The following is a 21097-nucleotide window of genomic DNA, read 5'->3' as shown; positions in this document are numbered from 1 at the left end:
TGCTGTACGCCCGCCCGGGTGGTTTCTCGTCCACACGCCCCGGACGCCCAGCAACTCGCCTAGCGTGGCGTTCATGACTGACAAGCACATCCGAATTGCTTTCCTGACGGCCAACGAGGGGATCGAGGCCAAGGAGCTGACCGAACCGTGGGCTGCGGTGGAGCAGCAGGGCTGGACCCCGGAACTGATCAGCCCCGAGTCCGGCGAGGCAACCCTGTTCGACCACCTGACCGAGAAGACCAGCCAGAAGGTCGACCGCACCGTGGCCGAGGCCAAGGTCGAGGACTACGACGCGCTCGTCCTGCCCGGCGGCGTGGCCAATCCCGACGCCCTGCGCACCGACAAGGACGCCGTCGCCTTTGTCAAGGAGTTCCTCAACTCCGGCAAGCCGGTCGCCGCCATCTGCCACGCCCCCTGGGTGCTGGTCGAGGCCGACGTCCTCAAGGGCCGCACCCTGGCCAGCTGGCCCTCCCTGCAGACCGACATCCGCAATGCCGGTGGCCAGTGGCAGGATTCGGAGGTCGTCGAGGACGACAACCTGATCACGAGCCGCAACCCTGACGACATTCCCGCCTTCAATGAAGCCCTTGTCCGCGCGGTCACCCGCGCCCAGGCCTGATGCCCCCAGCCAGAGGCCATGACCACGCAGATCATCCTGGTCCGACACGGGCAGTCCGAGGGCAATCTCGCGGCCGAACTCGCCCAGTCGGAGAAACTGGAACGCATCGACGTTCCCGCCCGCGACCCTGACGTGGTCCTGTCCGATCTGGGCCGTGAGCAGGCTGAAGCGGTGGGTCGCTGGCTCTCGGAACTCCCCGAGCCCCAGCGCCCCACCGCGGTGTGGACCAGCCCCTACCGCCGCGCCCGCGAGACCGGCGAGATCGCCCTCCGGACGGCGTCGGTGGAGCTCGCTTTCCGGGTCGATGAGCGCTTGCGTGACCGCGACATGGGCATCACCGACACGCTCACCGCCGCGGGCATCCGGGCGAAATACCCGGAGGAAACCGAGCGGCGGCAGTGGATCGGCAAGTTCTACTACCGCCCGCCGGGCGGGGAGTCCTGGGCCGACGTGGCCCAACGCGTGCGAGCCGTGATGACCGACATCCGCCACGGCAAGGACGAGGTCATTCTGGTCACCGCCCACGACGTGGTGAACCTGCTGTTCTGCTACGTCGCCGAGGGCCTGGAGGAGGAGTCCGTGCTCGAACGCGCGAAGACCAACGGCCTGAAGAATGCCTCGATCTGCAGGCTGCGTGCCGATGACGACTCGCCCACTGGCTGGGTCGTCACCGACTACAACATCGACAGCCACCTTCGCGACCAGGGCACGTCGATCACCGATCAGCCCGGCGCGTCCGATGAGGTGGGCGCAGATGCCTGAAGGCGTTGACCTGTCGTTGGTGCCCGACCAGGTCCGCGGGGGGTCGCTGACAGCCCCGAGGCTGGTCACTCCTGCGCTCCTTCGCCAGTGGCCGCTGCCTGAGCCCTCCGGAAGCAAGTACAGCCGGGGCCAGGTGCTGGTGATCGGCGGGGCGCGGCAGACCCCTGGGGCAGCCATGCTGGCCGGGGAGGCGGCCCTGCGCATGGGCGCGGGCCGGCTCAGCCTCGGGGTCGCCGAATCCGTCGCGCCCGCCATCGCCGTCGCGATGCCCGAGTCCGGGACGACCGGTCTCCCCGAGGATGCGGCGGGATCCGTGGAAGGTGTCGGCGTCGGCGAGCTGCTCTCCAAGGAGCTGGGGCGCTGTGATGCGCTGGTGATCGGGCCGGGTCTCGACGAGCCCCAGGGCACGCTTCACCTGATGGGCGAGGTGCTGCGCGAAGTGCCTGACCACGTGCCGGTGGTGCTCGACGCTTTTGGCGCCACCATCCTGCCTGACCTGGATGAGGCGGTACGTTCCAGCCTGCGAGGACGCCTCGCGCTCACCCCGAACACCGGGGAGCTGGCCCACCTGCTCGAACAGGATTCGCTGGAGGAGCACGACGTTCCCCGAGGCGTGGCCAATGCCGCCGAGAAGTTCGGTGCCGTCGTCGCCTGCAACGCCTGGGTGGTGGGCGATGGTGGCGTGTGGCAGCTGACCACCGGAGACACCGGGCTGGGCACCTCGGGCAGTGGTGATGTCGTGGCCGGTGCCGTGGGCGGGGTGCTGAGCCGTGGCGCCGGACTTGTGCAGGCCGTGCTCTGGGCCAAGTACGTCCATGCAGCCTCAGGGGACAGCCTTGCCGCTCGCTTCGGTCGGGTCGGCTACTTGGCCTCCGAGATCGGTCCCGAGCTCCCACGCGTCATGCGCACCCTCGGCGGCGACTGAGCACCCCTTCTCGCTACTACGCGCCGTAGATACACACTCGGACCAGCGTTGTCGCTGGTCCGAGTGTCAACTTACGGTGCGTAGTAGTGGAGTGGGGGGTCATTCGTCCAGGGCGTGACGGGGCCGCGGTGCAGGTCCGTCCTGGTCGGTCTCCATCAGGGAGGTGCCGCCGACAGCGCCAGCGGACGCCTCCAGGGCGAATGCCTCCGATGCCTCCTCCGCCGACTCCGCAGTGGTGGAGTTCAGGTGGGCACGCTCCGCGGAGGCGGAACGGTGTGACAGGGTCAGGTTGGGCAGGAAGAGCAGCACGACCAGACCGATGGCGCAGGCGATCGCGCCCATCAGGAAGATGGTGGACATCGAGTCGGCGAAGCCCTGCTTGAGGGGATGCGCCAGCCGGGGATCCAGCTGGTTCAGGATCGAGGAGTCCTTCTGAATCTGCTCGAAGAACTCGCTGCTGCGAGTGGTCAGCGCCTTGATGAAGCTCGCATTGGCCGGATTGGCCTGCACCTGCGGGTCACGCAGGGCCTGCTGGAAGGCGGGCTCCTTGGCCGCAGCGACCAGGTTGGAGCTGATGTTGCCGCCCAACCGGTTGAACAGCACCGACAGGAAGATCGCCACGCCGAATGTGCCACCGATCTGGCGGAAGAAGGTTGCAGCGGAAGTCGCCATGCCGATCTCCCGTGGCGAGGCAGCCGCCTGCACCGCCAGCGTCAGCGGCTGCATGGTGTTGCCCAGACCGAAACCGAACACGGCCATGACCACCATGACCTGCCACAGCGGGGTGTCGGCGGTGATCCGGGTGAACAGCAAGAGGGCGATGACCATGATCGCCACCCCCACGATGGGGAAGATCTTGACCCGGCCCGTCCGGCTCATCAGCACACCGGAACCGATCGAGGCCACCATGAGTCCCAGCACCATCGGCAGCATCTGCAAGCCGGCCATGGTGGGGGAGGAGCCATGGATGATCTGCAAGTAGAACTGCGGGATCGTCATCATGGCGCCGAACATCCCTGCACCCACGACGAAGCCGCCGGTCAGGGCGATCAGGATGGTGCGGTTGCGGAAGATGCGTAGCGGGATCAGGGCCGAGTCACCCATGATCCCCTCCGTGACGACGAAACCGATCAGGCCAACCAGACCAATGCCGTAGCAGGTCCAGGCGCGTCCTGAGGTCCAGCCTCAGGCCTGCCCCTGTTCCGCGATCACCAATAGCGGGACCAGGCCGACGACCAGCGCCGCGGCCCCGCCCCAGTCGATGGTGGCGTGTTGACGGACGTGGTGCAGGTGCAGGGTGGCGTTGACGGTGAGCAGGGCGATGATGCCCAGCGGCACGTTGATCAGGCTCATCAGGCCACCGGCGCCCAGGCCCTGGACAGCGCGGAAAGCGGCCAGATGGTACATGGTGGTGGCGATCGTGCAGAGCAGGGAGCCGATCACGAAGAGGACGATGGCCAGCAGGAAAAACTTCTTGCGTCCATAGATGTCGGACAGCTTGCCGTAGATGGGCGTGGAGATCGTGCTGGTGATCAGATACGCGGTCGAGACCCAGGCCTGGATGTCGAGACCTTTGAGGTCGTCGGAGATGGTGCGGATCGCCGTGCTGACCACACTCTGGTCCAGGGATGCCAGGAACATTCCTGTCATCAGACCGAGAATGATGGTGACGATCTGTCGGTGCGTCAACTCACCGGTGCGTTGTGCCTCCAAGGAGCAGCAGAAGCAGTGGACATCAGTGGTTTCCTTGCTGGTTTTCGTCCCTGTGGGGAGAGTGCACATGGCGTTCGACGTCGTTGACGAACCTGGCGAGGTAGGCGTCGAAACGCCTGAGATCCTCCTCCTCCCAGTCGGCGAGGATCTGTGCGAAGAGCAGACCCCGCTGCCGGCGGATGGACTCGGAGAGTTCTGTGCCCTCGGGGGTGAGGGTCAGTAGTTGGGCACGTCGGTCCTCCGGGTCAGGCACCTTGGTGATGAGCCCTTGCTGGGTGAGGGAGCTGGCGTGGCGACTCGCGGTGGAGAGGTCCAAGTGGCAGAGCTCAGCGAGCTCACCGACGCGGACCTCCCTGCCCGACAACTTCATGAGCAGGACGAGCGCCGCCCTGTCGAGCCCCGGGACGCCGACGGGGGACTCACTCCTCAGGCGCCTGCCGGAGGCGAACACCTGGGTGAACCGCTGCACCAAGCTGGCGGCGAGTGTTGCGTGGGGGTTCGAATTCATTGGTTGCAGCATACAAGTGTTGAGCCTTCAACGACAACAGCCCTTGTGGTGGCCCGTTACTCTGGCGCCATGCTTGCCTGGGTGGTGCTGGTCGTGTCCGGTCTGTTCGAGGCCGTCTGGGCGACAGCCCTTGGACGCTCGGAGGGGTTCACCCGCCCCGGTCCTGTGCTCGTCTTCGCCCTGGGCCTGCTGGTCAGCATGGGCGGGCTCGCCTACGCGATGCGCACCCTGCCGACCGGCACCTCGTATGCGATCTGGGTGGGTATCGGTGCCGTCGCCACCGTGGCCTACGCCTTCGCAGTGGGGGAGGAGTCGATCTCCCTGGGCAAGGTGGTTTTCCTGTCGATGATCGTGGGTGGGGTGATCGGGCTCAAGCTGGTCCACTGACCAGCATCCCCACGAACGAAGGGGCCGGACGCGACCGGCGCCCAGCCCCTTGCGTCCTCGGCGAAGCTGTCAGTTGGCAGCTGCCTTGGGGGCACCGATCCCCGGGTCGATCGTGACGGGACCACCAGCGCTGGGAGCGATGGGGAAGTCGAAGATCGCGGTGGGCAGGTAGACGGTGGCGCAGGAGTTCGGGATGTCCACCACGCCGGACAGCCGTCCCTCGATCGGGGCGGAACCGAGCAGCAGGTAGGCCTGCTCGGGGGAGTAGCCGAACTTGGTGAGGTAGTCGATGGCGTGCAGGCAGGCGCGCTGGTAGGCGAGATCGGAGTCGAGGTACTTCTGCTCGCCCTCGAGGGTGACCGAGGTGCCGGAGAAGGCGATCCACTCCGAGTACTGCGGATCGGTGTTTCCGGGCAGGAAGATGGCATTCTCCTTGACCCCGTAGGTCTCCATGCCGCCCTTGATCAGGTCCACATGGAGGTCCATGAAGCCGCCCATCTCGATCGCGCCGCAGAAGGTGATCTCACCGTCACCCTGGCTGAAGTGCAGGTCGCCGAAGGAGAGATTGGCACCCGGGACGAAGACCGGGTAGAAGACGCGCGAGCCCTTGGTGAGGTTCTTGATGTCCTGGTTGCCACCGTTCTCGCGTGGAGGAGCTGTGCGGGCGGCCTCGGAGGCGACACGGTCGAACTCGGCACCGGAGAGCGAGCCCAGAACAGCACCTTCGGGCTCGGGCGGGAGCGCCAGTGGCGGAACGCGCTCGGGATCGGTGGCGATCAGCGCCGCCTCACGCTGGTTCCACTTGCCCAGCAACTCCTTGGAGGGAGCGGTGCCCATCAGGCCGGGGTGGATCATGCCGGTGAACTTCACGTGCGGCACGTGGCGTGAGGTCGCCGACTGCCCGGAGAAGTCCCAGATCGCCTTGTAGGCATCAGGGAACTGGTCGGTGAGGAAGCCTCCGCCGTTCTTCTTGGCGAAGATGCCGGTGTAGCCCCAGCCCTGGCCGGCAAGCGGGCCGGAGTCCTCCTGCGGGATCGGGCCCACGTCCAGGATGTCGACGATCAACAGGTCGCCGGGCTCGGCGCCCTCGACCGCGAAGGGCCCGGAGAGGGTGTGCACGTTCTTCAACGGCGCGTTCAGGATGTCCTCGGCGGAGTCGTCGTTGTGGATGGCGCCGTCGAACCACTCACGACAGTCAGCTCGGAAGGTGGTTCCGGGCTTGACGGTGACGGCGGCGGGGATGTCGGGATGCCAGCGGTTGTGGCCAATGATCTTCTGGTCGGTGAACTTCTTGCTCGAATCCAGCGGGAACAGCAGCTCGGGCATGGCGGTGGTCCTTCCGTGGTGGGTGGAGCCTTGGCACTTGGCATGAGAGTAGGGCCGGAGTCGGGCGTGCTGCGGGTTTTCGACAAACTTCGCGCCCGGCCGCCTATCCTTCGATGCATGCCGACCTACGCCTTCGCCTGCCGGGCCTGCGGGAACGCCTTCGACCAGCGCCATTCGATGGCCGAGATTCCTGACCAGGTGGAATGCCCCGAGTGCTCCGAACCCGCTCCCCGCGCCATCTCCAATCCCCGGCTTGGTGTCGGCAACACCACGGCAATGAAGCTGCAGGATGCCACCCGCGCCACCGCAGATGCCCCGCAGGTTGTCACCCAGCTTCCAGGCAGGCCCCGCAAGCCGACGCCGGTGAGCAGAAACCCACTCCACCAGAAGCTGCCGCGTCCCTGAGCCCTCAGCACGTCGGCCGTGCAGGCCACGCGATGGATCGAGGGGACGCCCAGCTCTGGGCGTCCCCTCGATCAAGAGCAGACGGTCAGCTGGCTGCTAGCAGCAGAGCCTCGCACGCGTCGGCACAAGCGCCGCACGCCTCGGCACAGATCTGACAGTGATCCATGTTGGCGTGACCGGCGCACTCATCGGCGCACTCGCGACACATCGCGGCGCACGCCTTGACGACCTCGCGCCAGGCATCGCCGGCCGGACCCGGTCGGGACAGGATGTTGGCGGTGGCGAAGCAGATCGCTGCGCACTGGTTGTCCATGGCGATGCAGCGCACCATGTGGTCGGCGTGCCCGCTGTGCAGGCAGGCGTCGGCGCAGGTCGCGCAGGTGGAGGCGCACGTCAACAGGGCGTCAATGGCCGCGCGAAGCTTGGCCTGGTCGAAGGTTTCCTTGGACGGATGGGTCTTCAGAATGTCTTCCATGACCCCACGCTAGGTGGTCGGCGCGCGAGTCGGGCAGGTTGGTGTGGGAACCACCCGAAGGGTTGGTCGAATCAGCGTCAACGCCGCCGCCCGGGTGGGCGGCGGCGTTCGTGGCATTGGGTGCCTCAGATCAGGCGACAGCCTCGGCGAGCTTGCCCAGCGAGTCCTCCAGCTGGGACTCCACGGCGAACTTCTCCTTGGCCAGCTTTTGCACCTCGGGGTTGTCGATCTCGGTGGGATCGTAGGTGAGCGTCACCCTGGTGTTGTCGGCATCGATGGGCTCCAGTTCGTAGAGCCACTTGGCGCCGACCTTGACGCCGTTGGCCAGATTCTCCTGATTCTGCCAGCCGATGACGCGGTCCTGCTGGTAGGCAAAGACCTCGTTCTGGGTCTTGTAGGGGCCATCGGCGTTGACCATGTTCATGGTGAAGGTGTCGCCCACCTCGCGGATGCCCTGACCCTTGTCGACCGACTGCACCGAACCGGTGGCATCGGTCTCGGTATGGCGCTCCGGGTTGCGAAGCAGCTCGAAGATCGTGACGGCCGCCACCGGGATCTCACGGGTGGCGCTCACCTTGCTCAGTTCGTTAGTCATGCCTTCCACACAAGCACAGGACGGGGGAGTGCGCAGGTGTTCAGGAGGAACCCTGCTCAAAGAGGTAGCTGGCCCAGAGGCTCGCGGTACTGGTCAGCCTGCCTGTGGAGGTATGGCGACACCAGCGAATCAGGCGAGCTGTGCAGCATTGATATCATTGCTGTATGACGGCGATCACGATCAGGCAGCTCCCTGAGGGCCTCAAGGACAAGCTGCGACTCCGGGCAGCGGCCAAGGGACACTCGATGGAAGCGGAAGCGCGAGCGATCCTCACCGAGGCATTGGAGCGCCCGGCGGCCGTTGACCTGACGTGGGTGAACCAGGTGATCGAGGTGGGGGAGCAGTTCCAGCCTGTCCACCTTGCGATCCCCGACTCCGGACCTGCGACGAGCGCAGAACTATGATCGTGCTCGACACCTGCGTGGTGTCGGAGCTCATGAGAGGGCCGGACGCTGATGCCCGCGTGCTGGCGTGGGTTCGTGGCCTCGAGGAGCAGCCCGTGACCACCGTGGTGACCAGAGCAGAGATCCTCAGCGGAATTGCCCTGCTTCCTGCAGGACGCCGACGGGACAGCTTGGCCCAGGCAGCAGCGGCGGCCTTGTCGTCCATCGAGATGGTCCTGCCGATCACAGCAGCCGCAGCCGACCGCTATGCGGAAATTGTTGCCCAGCGAGCGCGCTCAGGGCGGCCGATAGGCGCGATGGACGCCCTGATTGCCGCGGTGGCGAGTTCAATCGGTGCATCCGTAGCCACCAGGGACATCGCGGGTTTCGAGGGCGTCGGGGTAAATCTGGTGGACCCTTGGCAGCGGACGGCAGGTCTCAGCCCGTTGGCGTCATCGGGCCCTAGAGAACCCAGAATTGGAAGGACACTCGGAATGACCGTGTCTGAGGCGAAGGCCAAAGGCCGACGGTGATGATGGGATCCTCTGCGCTTCCAGATGATCCCCTCGTGCGCATTGATGTCACGTCATGGGTGGTTGACCGGGTCGAAGCCACGGGGTCGACAGAGTCGCTGTGGCTGCTGGAGCCAGACATCGGTGACCGGACGGTCCGATGGCTGCACAAGGATGTAAAGGTCCACGCCTGGGGTTCTCAAGGAGAAGACTGGGCCGAGGTCATCAGTACGGCGATTGGACGGGGCATGAAGGTCCCCTGTGCGGAAACGCGCCTGTGCATCAGGGGAGGTCGGATGGGTTCCCTCTCACGTTCGCTCAAGGAGCCCGGCTACACCTTCAACGACGGCGGGTTGGCGCTGGAGGAGGCGCATGCGCCCGGCTATGTGCGGCAGACAGACACTCACAAGGCGGTCGATCCCCAGCGTCCGAACGTGCTGCGGCCGGGTCATAACCTGAGAAATATCTTCGAAACTCTCCAGGCCTACTCGCCGCCTCACGGCTTCGAGGGACCTGCAGGGAGCTCGGCTTTCGATGTCTTCGCAGGAATGATGCTGCTGGACGCGATCATCGCCAACCAGGATCGTCACGAACAGAATTGGGCGGTACTTCGGGCCGAACTCTTCGGCAAGCCAGACATGCTCGCAGGCTCGTTCGACCATGGTGGGTCGCTGGCCTACAACTTGCAGGACACGAGGAGGGTCTCCTTGATGGCGAAGACGGGTGGCATCCGTGACTTCGCTGAGAAGGGCAGGGCCAACCGCTTCGAACACAGCACTGTGGGAGGAGCTTCGACCCTGACAGCACATGCCGCCGAAGCGCTTGCTATGTGCAATCCCGACATTCAGCGCTGGTGGAAGGATCGGCTCGTGGAGTTGGACCTAGGGCCCCTGCGTGAGCGTCTGGCTACCGGTGTCGTTGGGGTGTCGAGTGTGGCCTTAGACTTTTCGATGTCCTTGGCGGAAGTCAATGTGGAAAGGTTGCGGCGTGCGCTCTACTGTGCTTGATCGACCCATCCGGGGACTTCCCCAGCGGGGGGTCTCAGACCTCTTGGTGCTGTGGCAACACCCGGGGACCCGCGAGATCGTTCCTATTGGAAGGTTCGCATTCGATGGCGAGGTATACAACTTTGGCTACACGCGGGCCGCAGCTGAGGTCGATAGTTTCAGGCCTCTGCTGGGCTTCAACTCCCTGACGCAAAGCTATTCCTCGCGTGCAATGCCCGCCGTATTCAACCAGCGCATCATGTCCGTAGATCGCCCCGACTTCGCCGATTACCTCGCGACACTGGGATTGCCAACAGATGCAAGTCCCTGGGAGCAGATTGTGGAATCCGGCGGAGGGCGAGCCGGCGACACGCTGCAGTTCCTGCCGATGCCCCACGTGAGTGATGGAAGGGCTAGGGCAAGATTCTTTGCAAACGGAGTTCGTCATGTCCCCGGGCACCGGGCTGAGCTCGAAAATGGCGAGGTGATCGTGACGGGGGAGGAACAGGAGAGAGCCATCCGGCAACTCCACACGGGATCTTCCCTCGCGCTCAGTCCAGAGCTCTCGAACCCGGTTGATCCGGATGCAACACTTCTGACCTGTGAGGGCGTACCGGTCGGTTGGGTACCGCGCGTGTTGTCATCCAGCGTTCGTGAGCTCCACCAGAATGGAGCGACGACTGTTCGCGTCCACAGGGTATCGGACTCACCTGAACCCTCCCACACGCGGCTTGTGCTTGAGCTCGATGTGCCCGCGCCACCAGGCTTCCTCTTCGACCGGCCTGGCAACTGGTCGCTCCTGGCGGATCAGTAGGCGAAGAGGTTGGGGATCCCAGAGGCCCGCAAGACTGCCTCCAAAGGCATGAAATTGCAGATCTCCAGATAGTCTTCCCATAGGCCTTGGGATTGCAATTGGAGCGTCTGACGGTCCGAAAGCATGAGCAGATGCTCCACATCGGCTGCGGCGTAGGCCACCTGTTCGTCACTGAGTTCCTTTGCACCCCAGTCGCTGACTCGGACTGGCCCCTTTGAAAGCTCGATACCGAGTGTTTGCCAGAGCAGATACTGCAGGCTCCACTCACGGGGAGGAGAAGTTGGGGATATCAACCGTGCAGCTGCCTTCGTGCACAGCACGGAGCGTGCCCGGACATGCCACGTCGCCGCGAGAAATCCCAGGTCGAACGGCGCAAAGTGAAACACCTTCGTGGTGTCTTGCGACTGTAGAACGCGAATGAGTTGCTTGGGCGGCGGGCCGTCACCGGGGCGGAGGAGAACGACCCCGAGGTCGGGAACGTAGAGCTGAATGAGCCTCAACTGGTCGCTTCGCGAGTCCAAGCCGCTGGTTTCCGTGTCCACACCCACCCTCGGGGCACGCAGCATCGCTTCCGCGAGATCGGGTGGCAGGTCACCCTCAACTCGCATCACCCTGGAGCCGCACATGCCTGCATGGTAACTCCGGCGACACAACTCATCATAGAGCCAATTCAATCCCTGCCGGCCTACTTGGTGAAGCCCTTAGTGAAGCCCACTCCCGAGTTGATGCGTCACTGGCGCAGACGAGCACGGTGAACGGGAGGATCACTGTGCCGTACTCCCTGGGCCGGTAGGGGCCACTGAGCAGGTCCGCGATGGACCAGATGAAAGTCCGGGTCAACCTTCGTCACGCTTCAACTTCCTTGCAGTCGGTCCACTGATCGTATTTGGTCAGGCTCGCCCCGGGCGCCAGGCGTGGCCCACCAAGGGGGCTATCCGCTTAGTCATGGTGTTCCTTCGATGAACAAGCTGATGGCCGCCATCGACCGCCCGCGACCAAGATCGGTGTTGGACGGGGTGGCTGCGGCCATGCGTCCCAGAGCCCGCCACGCAAGACGGATGTGACATAATGTCCATTATCGGACAAGGATCGGAGCCCAGACGCAAGGGTGTTTGAGCTGCCCTTTGACATTGTGTCAATCTCCGGATCTGATCGGTTCGACGCACACGAATTTGGAGTGGCTGGCCGGCTACCGTTTCACGCGATGTGCCCCCGACCGCGCGTCCGAGCGCGACCTGGTGGACGCCTTCAGGACGCCCACCAGCCTCCGCGCGGGACTACGTCGCCTCAGGCGCGGCACTGCACAACGTCCCGAACTTGCCAGCCAGGACCTGAACCTTCTGTGGCGTCACGTACTTAACTGCCCGAGCTCGCGGTTGGGGATGGACTCGGACCTAGCGGAAGATCCTCTGGCTGGGCACCGTTACATTCACCGACTCTTGCCATTCTTCCCCGTAAATGTCTGCGATGGGGACTCCCGGCATCCTGCGCAGACTGTGCGAACCGAGGTAGCTCGAGAACTTGTCGTAGGCCAAGTCGAACGGCTGGGACCTTGCGTTGTTGCAGGGGGCACACAGGGACTTGGGGAACTTCAGCACTCCGTAGCGATCTCGTTTCAACGCTCCGGGCCCACGCAGTTCGCGGGTGATGCCGGAGCGTTGATAGCCCCAGACCAACAAGGGCTGGTCATCCATTAGACGCGCCATGTCTGACCGCTTGAACTTGTGCTCACCGGTCGTCGCCGGCTCAGTCCCACACCACCAGCACAAGCCGCTCGGCGGCTGCCTCAGCTTTGCGTAGCGGTCGATACCCTCCTGGGCCTCTTCCGAGCCCGCCGAACCATTTGTGTCCCGGTTTCTCTGCAGGGCACCCGGCCGCTCATGCGCCATGATCCTCAAGCTCCTCCACGCTCAGTCGGCGCGTTCGCCACGCAGGGCTGCGCGCATCCCCTCGCGGTTGACCCAGGCGACGGCGTCCAGTGGGATGCTGGCGGGGCAGACCGTCACGCACTCGGCATAGGTGGAGCAGGCACCGAAGTGGTCGTCCAGTTCGGCGAGCACTCCCCGGGCTCGCGTGGACCGTTCTGGAAGACCTTGTGGGAGGGTCGCCAGATGAGCGAGCAGGGCTCCGCCGAACAGGTGGGCCGCACCATTGGGGCAGGCCGCCACGCAGGCACCGCATCCGATGCAGGCCGCGAAGTCGAGCGCATGTTCGGCGCGGTCTGTGCCGATCTGACGGCTCTCGGCGTCCGGTGCCGTGCCTGTGTCGACCGAGCAGTAGCCTCCGGCGCGCACCACCTCGTCCAACGCAGAACGGTCCACCACCAGGTCGCGGACGACGGGGAAGGCCGCTGAACGCAGGGGCTCCACCCGGATCCGGTCACCCTCACGGAAGTGACGTAGGTGTTGGCGGCAGGTGGGGGTGTTCGGCACTGGCCCGTGGGGGGTGCCGTCGACCGTCACACCACAGGCACCGCAGATCCCCTCGCGGCAGTCGGACTCGAAGGCAATCGGTTCACCACCGGACGCCACGATCTGCGCATTGAGCCGGTCCAACAGCTCGGGCAGCGACATCTCCGGGGTCGCGTCGGCAACCTCATGCGTTTCAAAAGCTCCAGGCGATCCGGGTCCTGCCTGGCGCCACACCTCCAGGGTGATCCTCATCGATAGTTCCTCCGCTGCAGGGGCACGGCGCTGAACGTCAGCGGTTCCAGATGGCGCACCGGGGGATGAGGGTGGGTGCCTTCTCCCCCGGTCCATTCCCAGGCCGACACCGAACACCAGTTGTCGTCATCGCGCAGCGCCTCGCCATCCGCCGTCTGGTGCTCGACGCGGAAGTGGGCTCCACAGGACTCGTCGCGGTCGAGGGCGTCCAGGCACATCAACTCGGCCAGTTCGAGGTAGTCGGCCACGCGGCCGGCCTTCTCAAGCTCCTGGTTCAGCTGCTCCCCCGTCCCCGGCACTCGCAGTTCCTGCCAGAAGCGGGCTCGGAGTTCACGAACCTGCCCCATGGCGCGTTCCAGGCCCTCGGCGCTGCGCGCCACGCCACAGCCGGCGTAGAGCACCTCCCCCAGCTCGCGGTGCAGTTCGTCAGCGCTGCGGTCCCCGCCGATGGAGAGCAGCCTCTCCACCCGGCTGCGGACCGCGTCCACGGTGGCCACCACCGCATCGTCGGTGTCGGTGAGCAAGGGCTCGCCCAGATGCTCCGCCAGGTAGTTCGGGATGCTGAGCGGCAGGGTGAACCAGCCGTCGACACACGCCGAGAGCAGCGAGTTCGCGCCCAGCCGATTGGCACCGTGGTACCCCCACCCGACCTCGCCACCCACGAAGAGGCCGGGGATGGTGGTCATCAGGTCGTAGTCGCTCCACAACCCTCCCATGGTGAAATGCGCCCCGGGTGCGATGCGCATCGGCACCTCGAAGGGGTCCTCGCCGGTGGCATCGCGGTACATCGTGAACAAGTTGCCGTAGCGCTCGTCGATGACCTTGCGCCCCAGCCGGGCAATGGCATCCCGGAAATCGAGGTAGACCGAGTTGCGCAACGGACCGACTCCGTGGCCGGCCTCGATCTGCTCCCGTGCTGCGCGGCTGGAAATGTCACGGGGGGCCAGGTTGCCGAAGGCCGGGTACCGACGCTCGAGATAGTAGTCGCGCTCATCCTCTGCGATCTGGGCCGGAGGACGGTCATCGCCCGCCCGCTTCGGCACCCAGATGCGACCGTCGTTGCGCAGCGACTCACTCATCAGCGTGGTCTTCGACTGCCACGCAGAGTTGATCGGGAGTGCTGTGGGGTGGAACTGGATGTAGCTGGGTGAGGCGAACCAGGCGCCGCGCCGGTGGGCGCGCCAAGCTGCGGTGACGTTGGAGTTGTGGGCCAGCGTGGAGTGGAAGAAGGCCTTGCCGTAGCCGCCGGTGGCCAGCACCACTGCGTGGGCAGGGATGTGCTCCAGCGCCCCGCTGTGCAGGTCGCGGGCAACGACACCTCGGACGCGTCCCCCGGTCACGACCAGGTCGAGCATTTCGCGGTGCGTACGCAGGTCGACCCGCCCGGACGCCACCTGTCGCTGCAACGCACGGGTCGCCGCCAGCTGGGCCTGCTGGCCGGTCTGACCACGGGTGTAATAGGTGCGCGAAACCTGCACCCCACCAAAGGAGCGCGTCCGCAACTGGCCGCCGTACTCGCGCGCGAAGGGAGCGCCGAGGGCGTCCAGGTGGTCGATGACCCGCACTGATTCCTCAGCGAGCCTGAAGACCTCGGCCTCCCGGGCACGGAAGTCGCCGCCCTTGATGGTGTCGACAACGAAACGAGTCAGGGAGTCCCCATCAACCTTGCGGCCCCGTGCGGCGTTGATGCCACCCTGGGCAGCGACCGAGTGGGCGCGACGAGCGGCGTCGTGGAAGGTCAACGAGACCACGCGGTAGCCCAACTCCCCCAACGCGGCCGCGCAGCCCGCCCCCGCCAGCCCGGTGCCGACCACGACGACGGTGAACCTGGATCGATTCAGTGGACTGACAAGGCGGTAGTCAGCCTTGCGGCGGCTCCAGGCGGTCGCGGGATCTCCCTCCGGGATCCGGGGATCGAACGGCGCGCTCATCGCAGTCCCCCTGCCAGCACAGTGATCGGAATGGCGAGGTTGCCCAGTGCTACCAGCAGACCGAAGCCCAGCGCGATGGCCGAGACGATGCGCCAGCCCCGGCGTCCTGCAGCGACACCGAAGTCGACCACCACACTGAGCAGGCCGTGGGCGAGGTGGGCACACAGCGCCAGCATCGCCACGATGTAGGCGGTGGCGATGGGCCAGCGACGCAGCGAGGCGACCAGGTTGTCGTAGGCCGCACCGGGAACGAATCCCTCGGGAGCGGCCGGACGCGCGCCGATCGTCAGGTCCAGAAGATGCAGCACGATGAAGGCCAGCAGCACCGCCCCGGTGGCGGGCATGGAGTGTGCAGCCCAGCTCCGCAGCGATGAAGGACGCCGTCGCACGCGGCCCCGGGCACGGCGTCCTCGGACCCGCACCACCCATCCGGCCCACAGGTGGGCCACCAGGCAGACCGCCATCACGATCCGGAAGGTCCACAGCAGGAAACCGGCGGGCAGCACAGGCTCGAACGCATGACGCAGCCAGTGGGCATAGCCGTCGAAGTGTTCAGCTCCGGTGAACACCTTGAGGTTGCCCAGCAGGTGGACCAGTACGAACAGGGCAAACACGGCTCCGGTGGCAGCCATCACGACCTTCACCGTGACATTGCTCGGACGGACAGTCATCCCACTCACCCTGCTCGGCGACCTCGGACGTCTCAACACTATCGAACCGTTCCTCCTTGGCTCCCCTCGGGGGGTGTGTCCGTCGATCTCCGAGGGTGTGTGCCTGACAGACTGGGGGGTGTGAGCCGCTCCCCTCGTCGACGCCCTGTGGGCAGCCACAGGTCGACCAGCTACTCCAGTCGACGGTTGGGACGCCAGCAGCGCGTCCTCCAGGTACTCCTGCAGGAACGTGGCCGTCCGCTCGCGGTCGACGCTGTCGCGCAGAAGGTCGGTGTGTCCGAGCGCACCGTCGAGCGTGACCTCGAGGCGATGCGGGCCGCCCGAATCCCGCTGCGCGGTCGCGGTGGCTTCGGCGGCGGTGTCTGGCTGGACGTCACCCGCGCCTCCACTCCCCTGCAGTTGTCCGATGACCAGGTGATGGCACTGCTTCTCGTCCTCGAGGACCTCGGAACCCAGCTCCCGGACGGCCTCAACGACACCCGCGAACAGCTGCGCCAGCACCTTGAGGACCCCCGCCTCTTCTGACCCCCAAGGAGCCCCATGATCGCCCCCTTCCGCTCCCACAACGGCATCGACTGGGTGGACGGCACCGTCGTCTGCACCACCGACGACCGCCACGCCAATGTCGGCGGTACCGTCCACGGTGGCGTCATCGCCACCATGCTCGACGCCGTGATGGGCGGATCGGTGATCCAGGCCCTCCCCGAGGACCGGACCGCGGTCACGTCCTCGTTGACCGTCAACTACCTCGACCCCGCGTTCATCGGCGACACCCTGGTCGCCACGGCGTCCATTCGTCGCATCGGTCGCACGCTGGCCTACGTCGATGGGACGCTCACGCGGCGAGACCAGGACGTTCCCCTGGCCACCGCCAGCGGGGTCTTCGCCGTCATCGCACGACCTGGCGCCTAGACCCCACGCTGGGACATCAGTTCTGACTCGTCAGCGGAAGGACCGTGGGCATGGTGTCTCAACGGGCCATCGCGCGACGCACGGCCTTGACGATCTCCTCATAGACCAGCACGGCAACACCGGCGCCGATCGCCAGGCCCCAGTGCGCGGCATCCAGTCTCACTGTGCTGAAGGCACGCTGCAGGAAGGGCACGTGCACCACCAGCACCTGCGAGAGCGCCACGAACCCGAGAGAGAGCCACAGCCAGCGGTTGGTGAACAGGTGGCTGAAGGCGCTGGCCGTGTCCGAACGACTGTTGAGCGCGTTGAACAACTGCATGAAGACCAGCGCGGTGAAGACCGTGGTCTGGGCGGTCGCCCATTGCAGTTCGGTGGGTGCGAGGTGTTCCAGGCCGCCGATCAGCCCGCCGGGGAGCATCAGGTCGTAGAGCACCATGTTGATCAGGCCGATGACCAGGCCGATGCTGAGGATCCGCTGCCACATGTGCCGGTCGATGACCCTGTCCGTGGTGGCGCGAGGCTTGCGGGCCATCACGTCATCGATCTCGGGATCCACCCCCATCGCCAGCGCCGGGCCGGAGTCGGTCACCAGGTTCACCCACAGGATCTGGGTCGCCAACAGCGGCAGCACTGCGGCACCCGGGTTCGCCGGGTCCGCCAGGCCAATCACGCTGCCGAGCAGCACACCCAGGAAGATGGTGGCCACCTCGCCCATGTTGGAGCTGAGCAGGAAGCGCATGAACTTCTTGATGTTGTCGAAGATGACCCTGCCCTGCCGCACTGCGGTGACGATGGTGGCGTAGTTGTCATCGCCCAGGATCATGGTCCCGGCCTGCTTGGTCACCTCGGTGCCGGTGATGCCCATGGCGATGCCGATGTCGGCGGCCTTCAGGGCGGGCGCGTCGTTGACGCCGTCGCCGGTCATGGCGACGATGTGGCCGTTCCCTTGCAGGGCATGGACGATTTCGAGCTTGTTCTCCGGCGCAACGCGGGCATAGACCGAGGTCTCCTCCACGGCAGACTTGCGCTGCTCGGGGCTCAGGGCGTCCAGTTCGCGACCGGTCATGGCGGAGGTCTTCTCACCCTCCTGCACGATGCCCAGGTCGGCGGCGATTCGGGCTGCGGTGACGGGGTGGTCGCCGGTGATCATCATGGTGCGGATGCCAGCTCGGTGCGCCTCGCTGATGGCCTGGGCAGCCTCCTCGCGCGGCGGGTCGATGATCCCCACAATGCCCAGGAAGACCAGGTCCTCCTCGCTGGACTCGTCGATCTGCTCATCGTCGGCCGCACGCCACGCGGTCGCCAGAGTGCGATAGCCCTCACGGCTCAACCGCTCCACCTCGCCCAGGATCTGCTCCCGGCGCTCCTCGGTTAGCGGTCGCTGTTCCTGGCCACCGACCTCCTCGGACACGCAATGGCCGAGCAGCACGTCCGGTGCGCCCTTGGCGAAGACCAGCCGTTCCTCGGGGCTCTGGTCGAGCACGGACATCATCTTGCGTTCGGAGGTGAACGGCACCTCGTCCGCGCGGTCGAACTGGTCGGCCCGTTGGGGCACGTCCTCGCCGAGCTTGTGCTGAGCGACCAGGAAGGCAACCTCGGTGGGATCGCCCTGGGTCTCCCATTCGCCCTCGTTCTCCATCAACTGGGCATTGTTGGCCCGGACGCCGGCGACCACCAGCCGCCTCGCCTCCTCCAGGGCCACGTCCTCCTCGCCCTCGGCGTGGGCCTCCCCCACGGGCGCATAGCCGGTACCGCCCAGCTCGACGCGCCCCGAGGCGGTGACGATCTCGCGCAGGGTCATCTCGTTGCGGGTCAGGGTGCCGGTCTTGTCGGACGCGATGACGCTCACCGACCCCAGGGTCTCCACCGAGGGCAAGTTCTTCATCACCGCATTCCGCTTCGCCAGCACGCGCACGCCCATGGCGAGCACCAACGACAGGATCGCCGGAAGCCCCTCGGGCACCGCCGCGACGGCCAGGGCAACGCCCATCAGCAGGATCTCGACGGCGTCCTCGAAGGAGTTGACCCCGTTCACCACGGCCAGGACGATCATCACCGCGACGGCGATGGCGATCACCAGCCCGCCGAGCATGGTGGTGATCTGGCGGATCTCCTTCTCCAGTGGAGTCGTGGTTGCCCTGGTTTCGCCCAGCATGGTGGCGATGCGACCCATCTCGGTCGACATGCCGGTGCTCACCACGACGGCGCGGCCGACGCCACGCGCGACATCGGTGCCGCGGTAGACCATGTCGAGTCGGTCACCCAGCGGGGCAGCTTCCGCCAGGGTGCTGGGGTCCTTTTCCGCCGGGGTCGACTCACCGGTCAGCGAGGCCTCCAGCACCTGCAAGGAGTTCGAGGACAACAAGCGCGCATCGGCGCCGACAGCGTCGCCCTCGGAGAGCGCCAGGATGTCGCCAGGCACCAGTTCCGTGGCCGGGATGTCGGTGAGACGTCCATCGCGGACAACTGTGACGTGGGTGGCAGTCATCTCCGACAGCGCGGCCACCGCGTCCTCGGCCTGGTTCTCCTGGACGAAACCGATGATCGCGTTCGCCACCACGATGATGACGATGACCACCGCGTCGATGGGGACACCGTGGGCACCTTCAGCCGCCCACGCCGCCAGGGAAATGCCGATCGCAGCCAGCAACAGGTAGACCAGTGGGTCCTTGAACTGGCGCACGAAGCGCAACCAGGCAGGATCGCGGGGCGCCCCCTGGAGCTCGTTGGGCCCGTGATGTTCGAGCCGCTGCGCCGCCTCCTGGTGGCTCAACCCGTGGTCAGCGTCAACGCCGAGCGCGGACAGCACATCCGCGCTCGGCACGATCGAGACGTCGTCGGGAAGTTTCGTGGCGCGCGAGGAGTTGGACATGTCCGCTCTCTTGGTCGAGGTGGGTTCACTCCGACACTAACAAGCGGCCCCAGCCCCCGGAGCCAAGGCGTCAGGCCGCGCGGCCACGCCCCCGCTGCGTGCGGCTGCGGGGTGGACGGCCACTGGCGCCGGACTTCGTGGTGCGCTGCCGAGCCCTGGGCTGCTGCGCCGGCGTCTGCGGCTGCTGGGCGGTCTTGGTGGGGTAGGCGACCTGCTCGGCCTCCTCCGCGCTCAAGAAGACCCGCTCCCCCGGGGCCAGCCCGTCGAGGACCGCACGATCCGCACCTGTGGCGGTTGGGGTGATCTTGGCGGCACGCATCAAGCCGCGAACCTCCTGACGCTGGTCAGAGGTGGCGACGGTGACCACGGTGCCCGCCTTGCCGGCGCGAGCGGTACGACCCGAGCGGTGCAGGTAGGCCTTGTGCTCCGCCGGCGGATCGGCGTGCACCACGAGCTCGACGTCGTCGACGTGGATGCCGCGAGCCGCGATATCGGTGGCCACGAGCGTCTTCACCCTCCCGGAGTGGAAGGCGTCCATGTTGCGGGTGCGCGCGTTCTGGGCGAGGTTGCCGTGCAGCTCGACTGCGGGGACGCCACGTGCCAGCAGCACCTTGGTCAGCTTCTTCGCACCGTGCTTGGTGCGGGTGAAGAGGATGGTCTTGCCGGGCGCGGCCGCCAGGTCAGCCAGAACATTGGTCTTCTCCCCCGCCGCGACCTCGAGGACGTGGTGGTCCATGGTCGTCACCGGCGACTGGGCAGAGTCGGCCTGGTGGACGACCGGGTTGTGCAGGTAGCGCTTCACGAGCACGTCGATGCCGTTGTCAAGGGTGGCCGAGAACAGCATCTTCTGCGCCTCGGCCGGCACCTTGTCCAGGATGCGCTTGACCATCGGAAGGAAGCCCATGTCCGCCATGTGGTCGGCCTCGTCGAGCACGGCAATGCGCACCTGGCTGAGGTCGACGGCACCCTGGCCCATCAGGTCCAGCAGGCGGCCCGGGCAGGCGACCAGCACGTCAACGCCCGCAGCCAGGCCGCGGATCTGGGGGTTCTGGTTGACGCCACCGAAGATCGTCAGCGACTTCAGGCGGGTGGCGGACGCCAGCGGGGTCAGCGACTCCTCGATCTGGCTGGCCAGCTCACGGGTCGGCGCCAGCACCAGGGCGCGCGGACGCTTCGGGGCCCGGCGCGAACGTTCTGCGTCCAGACGTGCGACCAGCGGCAGCAGGAAGGCATAGGTCTTGCCCGAGCCGGTGCGGCCGCGTCCGAGGACATCACGACCGGCCAGCGAGTCGGGCAGGGTTGCCCGCTGGATGGGGGTGGGGTTGGTGATGCCTCGGGGTGCGAGGGCATCGACGAGCGGCTGGGGAACGCCCAGCGAAACAAAATCAGACAAAAGAAACCAATCAATCGGCGTCTTGCACGGCGCGCCCATGGCATCCACCGGGTGGCGGTGCGGCGCGGCCAGCGGAGGTATTTCACATCTCCGATCACCGAGGTCCCGAGGCAAGACTCAGCGGGACAACAGGGCAATCATATGTGCGCCACAGCCTTCATCCAAGTCGAAGCGATCACCGCCCGTGAGCGTTCGGCCAGGGAAACCACCCCATGACACTGCTTTTTGCACGAGTTCACCGGGAA

At 66.1% G+C, this 21097-nt stretch carries 24 protein-coding genes; 11 read left to right on the top strand and 13 right to left on the bottom strand.

Translation table 11 applies throughout. From position 1 onward, the window contains the following. Positions 1-73: 73 nt before the first annotated feature. From M3G03_RS05375 to M3G03_RS05365, 3 genes are read left to right on the top strand one after another with little or no spacing between them, the layout of a single operon-like run. Positions 74-619 carry a type 1 glutamine amidotransferase domain-containing protein gene (locus tag M3G03_RS05375; protein WP_259808663.1) on the top strand — a complete coding sequence of 182 codons (546 nt, stop codon included), beginning with the start codon at positions 74-76 and terminating at the stop codon, positions 617-619. 18 nt (positions 620-637) lie between these two features. Further along, entirely contained in the window at positions 638-1381 is a 744-nt protein-coding gene (locus tag M3G03_RS05370; RefSeq protein ID WP_259808662.1) for a histidine phosphatase family protein, read from the top strand. Then, the gene (locus M3G03_RS05365; protein WP_259808661.1) at positions 1374-2306 is read left to right on the top strand and encodes an NAD(P)H-hydrate dehydratase; all 933 of its coding nucleotides are present in this window, start codon (positions 1374-1376) and stop codon (positions 2304-2306) included. Before M3G03_RS05370 ends, M3G03_RS05365 begins: the two co-directional genes overlap by 8 nt. A gap of 99 nt (positions 2307-2405) precedes the next feature. On the opposite strand, the gene M3G03_RS05360 is transcribed toward M3G03_RS05365, so the two are convergent. The 3 genes from M3G03_RS05360 to M3G03_RS05350 all read right to left on the bottom strand — a co-directional run bounded on the left by M3G03_RS05360 (position 2406) and on the right by M3G03_RS05350 (position 4527). Then, the gene (locus tag M3G03_RS05360) at positions 2406-3410 is read right to left on the bottom strand and encodes an MFS transporter (RefSeq protein ID WP_259808660.1); all 1005 of its coding nucleotides are present in this window, start codon (positions 3408-3410) and stop codon (positions 2406-2408) included. A gap of 81 nt (positions 3411-3491) precedes the next feature. Beyond that, complete coding sequence (locus M3G03_RS05355) at positions 3492-3956, bottom strand: MFS transporter (RefSeq protein ID WP_259808659.1); 465 nt, start codon at positions 3954-3956, stop codon at positions 3492-3494. A gap of 85 nt (positions 3957-4041) precedes the next feature. After that, a complete protein-coding gene (locus M3G03_RS05350) occupies positions 4042-4527 on the bottom strand; it encodes a MarR family winged helix-turn-helix transcriptional regulator (protein ID WP_259808658.1) in 486 nt (161 codons plus the stop codon). A 69-nt stretch (positions 4528-4596) separates the two neighbouring features. Here M3G03_RS05350 and M3G03_RS05345 point away from each other — a divergent pair, with 69 nt between their 5' ends. After that, a complete protein-coding gene (locus M3G03_RS05345; RefSeq protein WP_259808657.1) occupies positions 4597-4914 on the top strand; it encodes a multidrug efflux SMR transporter in 318 nt (105 codons plus the stop codon). 69 nt (positions 4915-4983) lie between these two features. On the opposite strand, the gene fmdA is transcribed toward M3G03_RS05345, so the two are convergent. Further along, positions 4984-6240, bottom strand: a complete 1257-nt coding sequence (fmdA, locus tag M3G03_RS05340) for a formamidase (RefSeq protein ID WP_259808656.1) — start codon at positions 6238-6240, stop codon at positions 4984-4986. 117 nt (positions 6241-6357) lie between these two features. Here fmdA and M3G03_RS05335 point away from each other — a divergent pair, with 117 nt between their 5' ends. After that, positions 6358-6645 carry a zinc ribbon domain-containing protein gene (locus M3G03_RS05335; RefSeq protein ID WP_259808655.1) on the top strand — a complete coding sequence of 96 codons (288 nt, stop codon included), beginning with the start codon at positions 6358-6360 and terminating at the stop codon, positions 6643-6645. 85 nt (positions 6646-6730) lie between these two features. Here M3G03_RS05335 and M3G03_RS05330 read toward each other — a convergent pair whose 3' ends face one another. After that, on the bottom strand, positions 6731-7120 hold the full coding sequence (locus M3G03_RS05330) for a four-helix bundle copper-binding protein (protein WP_259808654.1): 390 nt from the start codon (positions 7118-7120) through the stop codon (positions 6731-6733). A 130-nt stretch (positions 7121-7250) separates the two neighbouring features. Next, entirely contained in the window at positions 7251-7715 is a 465-nt protein-coding gene (locus M3G03_RS05325) for an SRPBCC family protein (protein ID WP_259808653.1), read from the bottom strand. Positions 7716-7879: 164 nt separating this feature from the next. Here M3G03_RS05325 and M3G03_RS05320 point away from each other — a divergent pair, with 164 nt between their 5' ends. The 4 genes from M3G03_RS05320 to M3G03_RS05310 are packed head-to-tail and all read left to right on the top strand — an operon-like array spanning position 7880 to position 10410. Continuing rightward, positions 7880-8119: a FitA-like ribbon-helix-helix domain-containing protein gene (locus M3G03_RS05320; protein WP_259808652.1), complete on the top strand. Its 240-nt coding sequence runs from the start codon at positions 7880-7882 to the stop codon at positions 8117-8119. Then, the gene (locus tag M3G03_RS12925; RefSeq protein WP_396121897.1) at positions 8116-8631 is read left to right on the top strand and encodes a type II toxin-antitoxin system VapC family toxin; all 516 of its coding nucleotides are present in this window, start codon (positions 8116-8118) and stop codon (positions 8629-8631) included. The genes M3G03_RS05320 and M3G03_RS12925 overlap by 4 nt, the downstream gene beginning before the upstream one ends. Positions 8632-8666: 35 nt before the next feature. Continuing rightward, on the top strand, positions 8667-9617 hold the full coding sequence (locus M3G03_RS05315; protein ID WP_259808651.1) for a hypothetical protein: 951 nt from the start codon (positions 8667-8669) through the stop codon (positions 9615-9617). Next, on the top strand, positions 9598-10410 hold the full coding sequence (locus tag M3G03_RS05310; protein WP_259808650.1) for a hypothetical protein: 813 nt from the start codon (positions 9598-9600) through the stop codon (positions 10408-10410). Before M3G03_RS05315 ends, M3G03_RS05310 begins: the two co-directional genes overlap by 20 nt. Here the strand turns inward: M3G03_RS05310 and M3G03_RS05305 are convergent. The 5 genes from M3G03_RS05305 to M3G03_RS05290 all read right to left on the bottom strand — a co-directional run bounded on the left by M3G03_RS05305 (position 10404) and on the right by M3G03_RS05290 (position 15675). Then, entirely contained in the window at positions 10404-11036 is a 633-nt protein-coding gene (locus M3G03_RS05305; RefSeq protein ID WP_259808649.1) for a ribonuclease D, read from the bottom strand. The two genes, M3G03_RS05310 and M3G03_RS05305, sit on opposite strands and share 7 nt — an antisense overlap. Before the next feature lie 31 nt (positions 11037-11067). After that, positions 11068-11250, bottom strand: a complete 183-nt coding sequence (locus tag M3G03_RS12920) for a type I restriction-modification system subunit M N-terminal domain-containing protein (protein ID WP_396121896.1) — start codon at positions 11248-11250, stop codon at positions 11068-11070. A gap of 1070 nt (positions 11251-12320) precedes the next feature. Continuing rightward, positions 12321-13073, bottom strand: coding sequence for a succinate dehydrogenase/fumarate reductase iron-sulfur subunit (locus M3G03_RS05300; RefSeq protein WP_259808648.1), 753 nt, complete (start codon positions 13071-13073; stop codon positions 12321-12323). Further along, positions 13070-15004, bottom strand: coding sequence for a fumarate reductase/succinate dehydrogenase flavoprotein subunit (locus M3G03_RS05295; RefSeq protein WP_259808647.1), 1935 nt, complete (start codon positions 15002-15004; stop codon positions 13070-13072). The genes M3G03_RS05300 and M3G03_RS05295 overlap by 4 nt, the downstream gene beginning before the upstream one ends. After that, a complete protein-coding gene (locus M3G03_RS05290) occupies positions 15001-15675 on the bottom strand; it encodes a succinate dehydrogenase cytochrome b subunit (protein ID WP_259808646.1) in 675 nt (224 codons plus the stop codon). The genes M3G03_RS05295 and M3G03_RS05290 overlap by 4 nt, the downstream gene beginning before the upstream one ends. Before the next feature lie 120 nt (positions 15676-15795). Here M3G03_RS05290 and M3G03_RS05285 point away from each other — a divergent pair, with 120 nt between their 5' ends. Together M3G03_RS05285 and M3G03_RS05280 are read left to right on the top strand one after the other, a co-directional pair. Next, the gene (locus tag M3G03_RS05285) at positions 15796-16200 is read left to right on the top strand and encodes an HTH domain-containing protein (RefSeq protein ID WP_259808645.1); all 405 of its coding nucleotides are present in this window, start codon (positions 15796-15798) and stop codon (positions 16198-16200) included. 15 nt (positions 16201-16215) lie between these two features. After that, complete coding sequence (locus tag M3G03_RS05280) at positions 16216-16587, top strand: PaaI family thioesterase (RefSeq protein WP_259808644.1); 372 nt, start codon at positions 16216-16218, stop codon at positions 16585-16587. Between the two features lie 58 nt (positions 16588-16645). On the opposite strand, the gene M3G03_RS05275 is transcribed toward M3G03_RS05280, so the two are convergent. Further along, positions 16646-19459 carry a cation-translocating P-type ATPase gene (locus tag M3G03_RS05275; RefSeq protein ID WP_259808643.1) on the bottom strand — a complete coding sequence of 938 codons (2814 nt, stop codon included), beginning with the start codon at positions 19457-19459 and terminating at the stop codon, positions 16646-16648. A gap of 70 nt (positions 19460-19529) precedes the next feature. Beyond that, positions 19530-20852, bottom strand: coding sequence for a DEAD/DEAH box helicase (locus tag M3G03_RS05270; protein WP_259808642.1), 1323 nt, complete (start codon positions 20850-20852; stop codon positions 19530-19532). Positions 20853-21097 lie beyond the last annotated feature (245 nt).

The organism is Aestuariimicrobium sp. p3-SID1156 (assembly GCF_025144225.1).
Lineage (GTDB): Bacteria > Actinomycetota > Actinomycetes > Propionibacteriales > Propionibacteriaceae > Aestuariimicrobium.
This window is presented reverse-complemented; position numbering and strand designations above follow the sequence as displayed.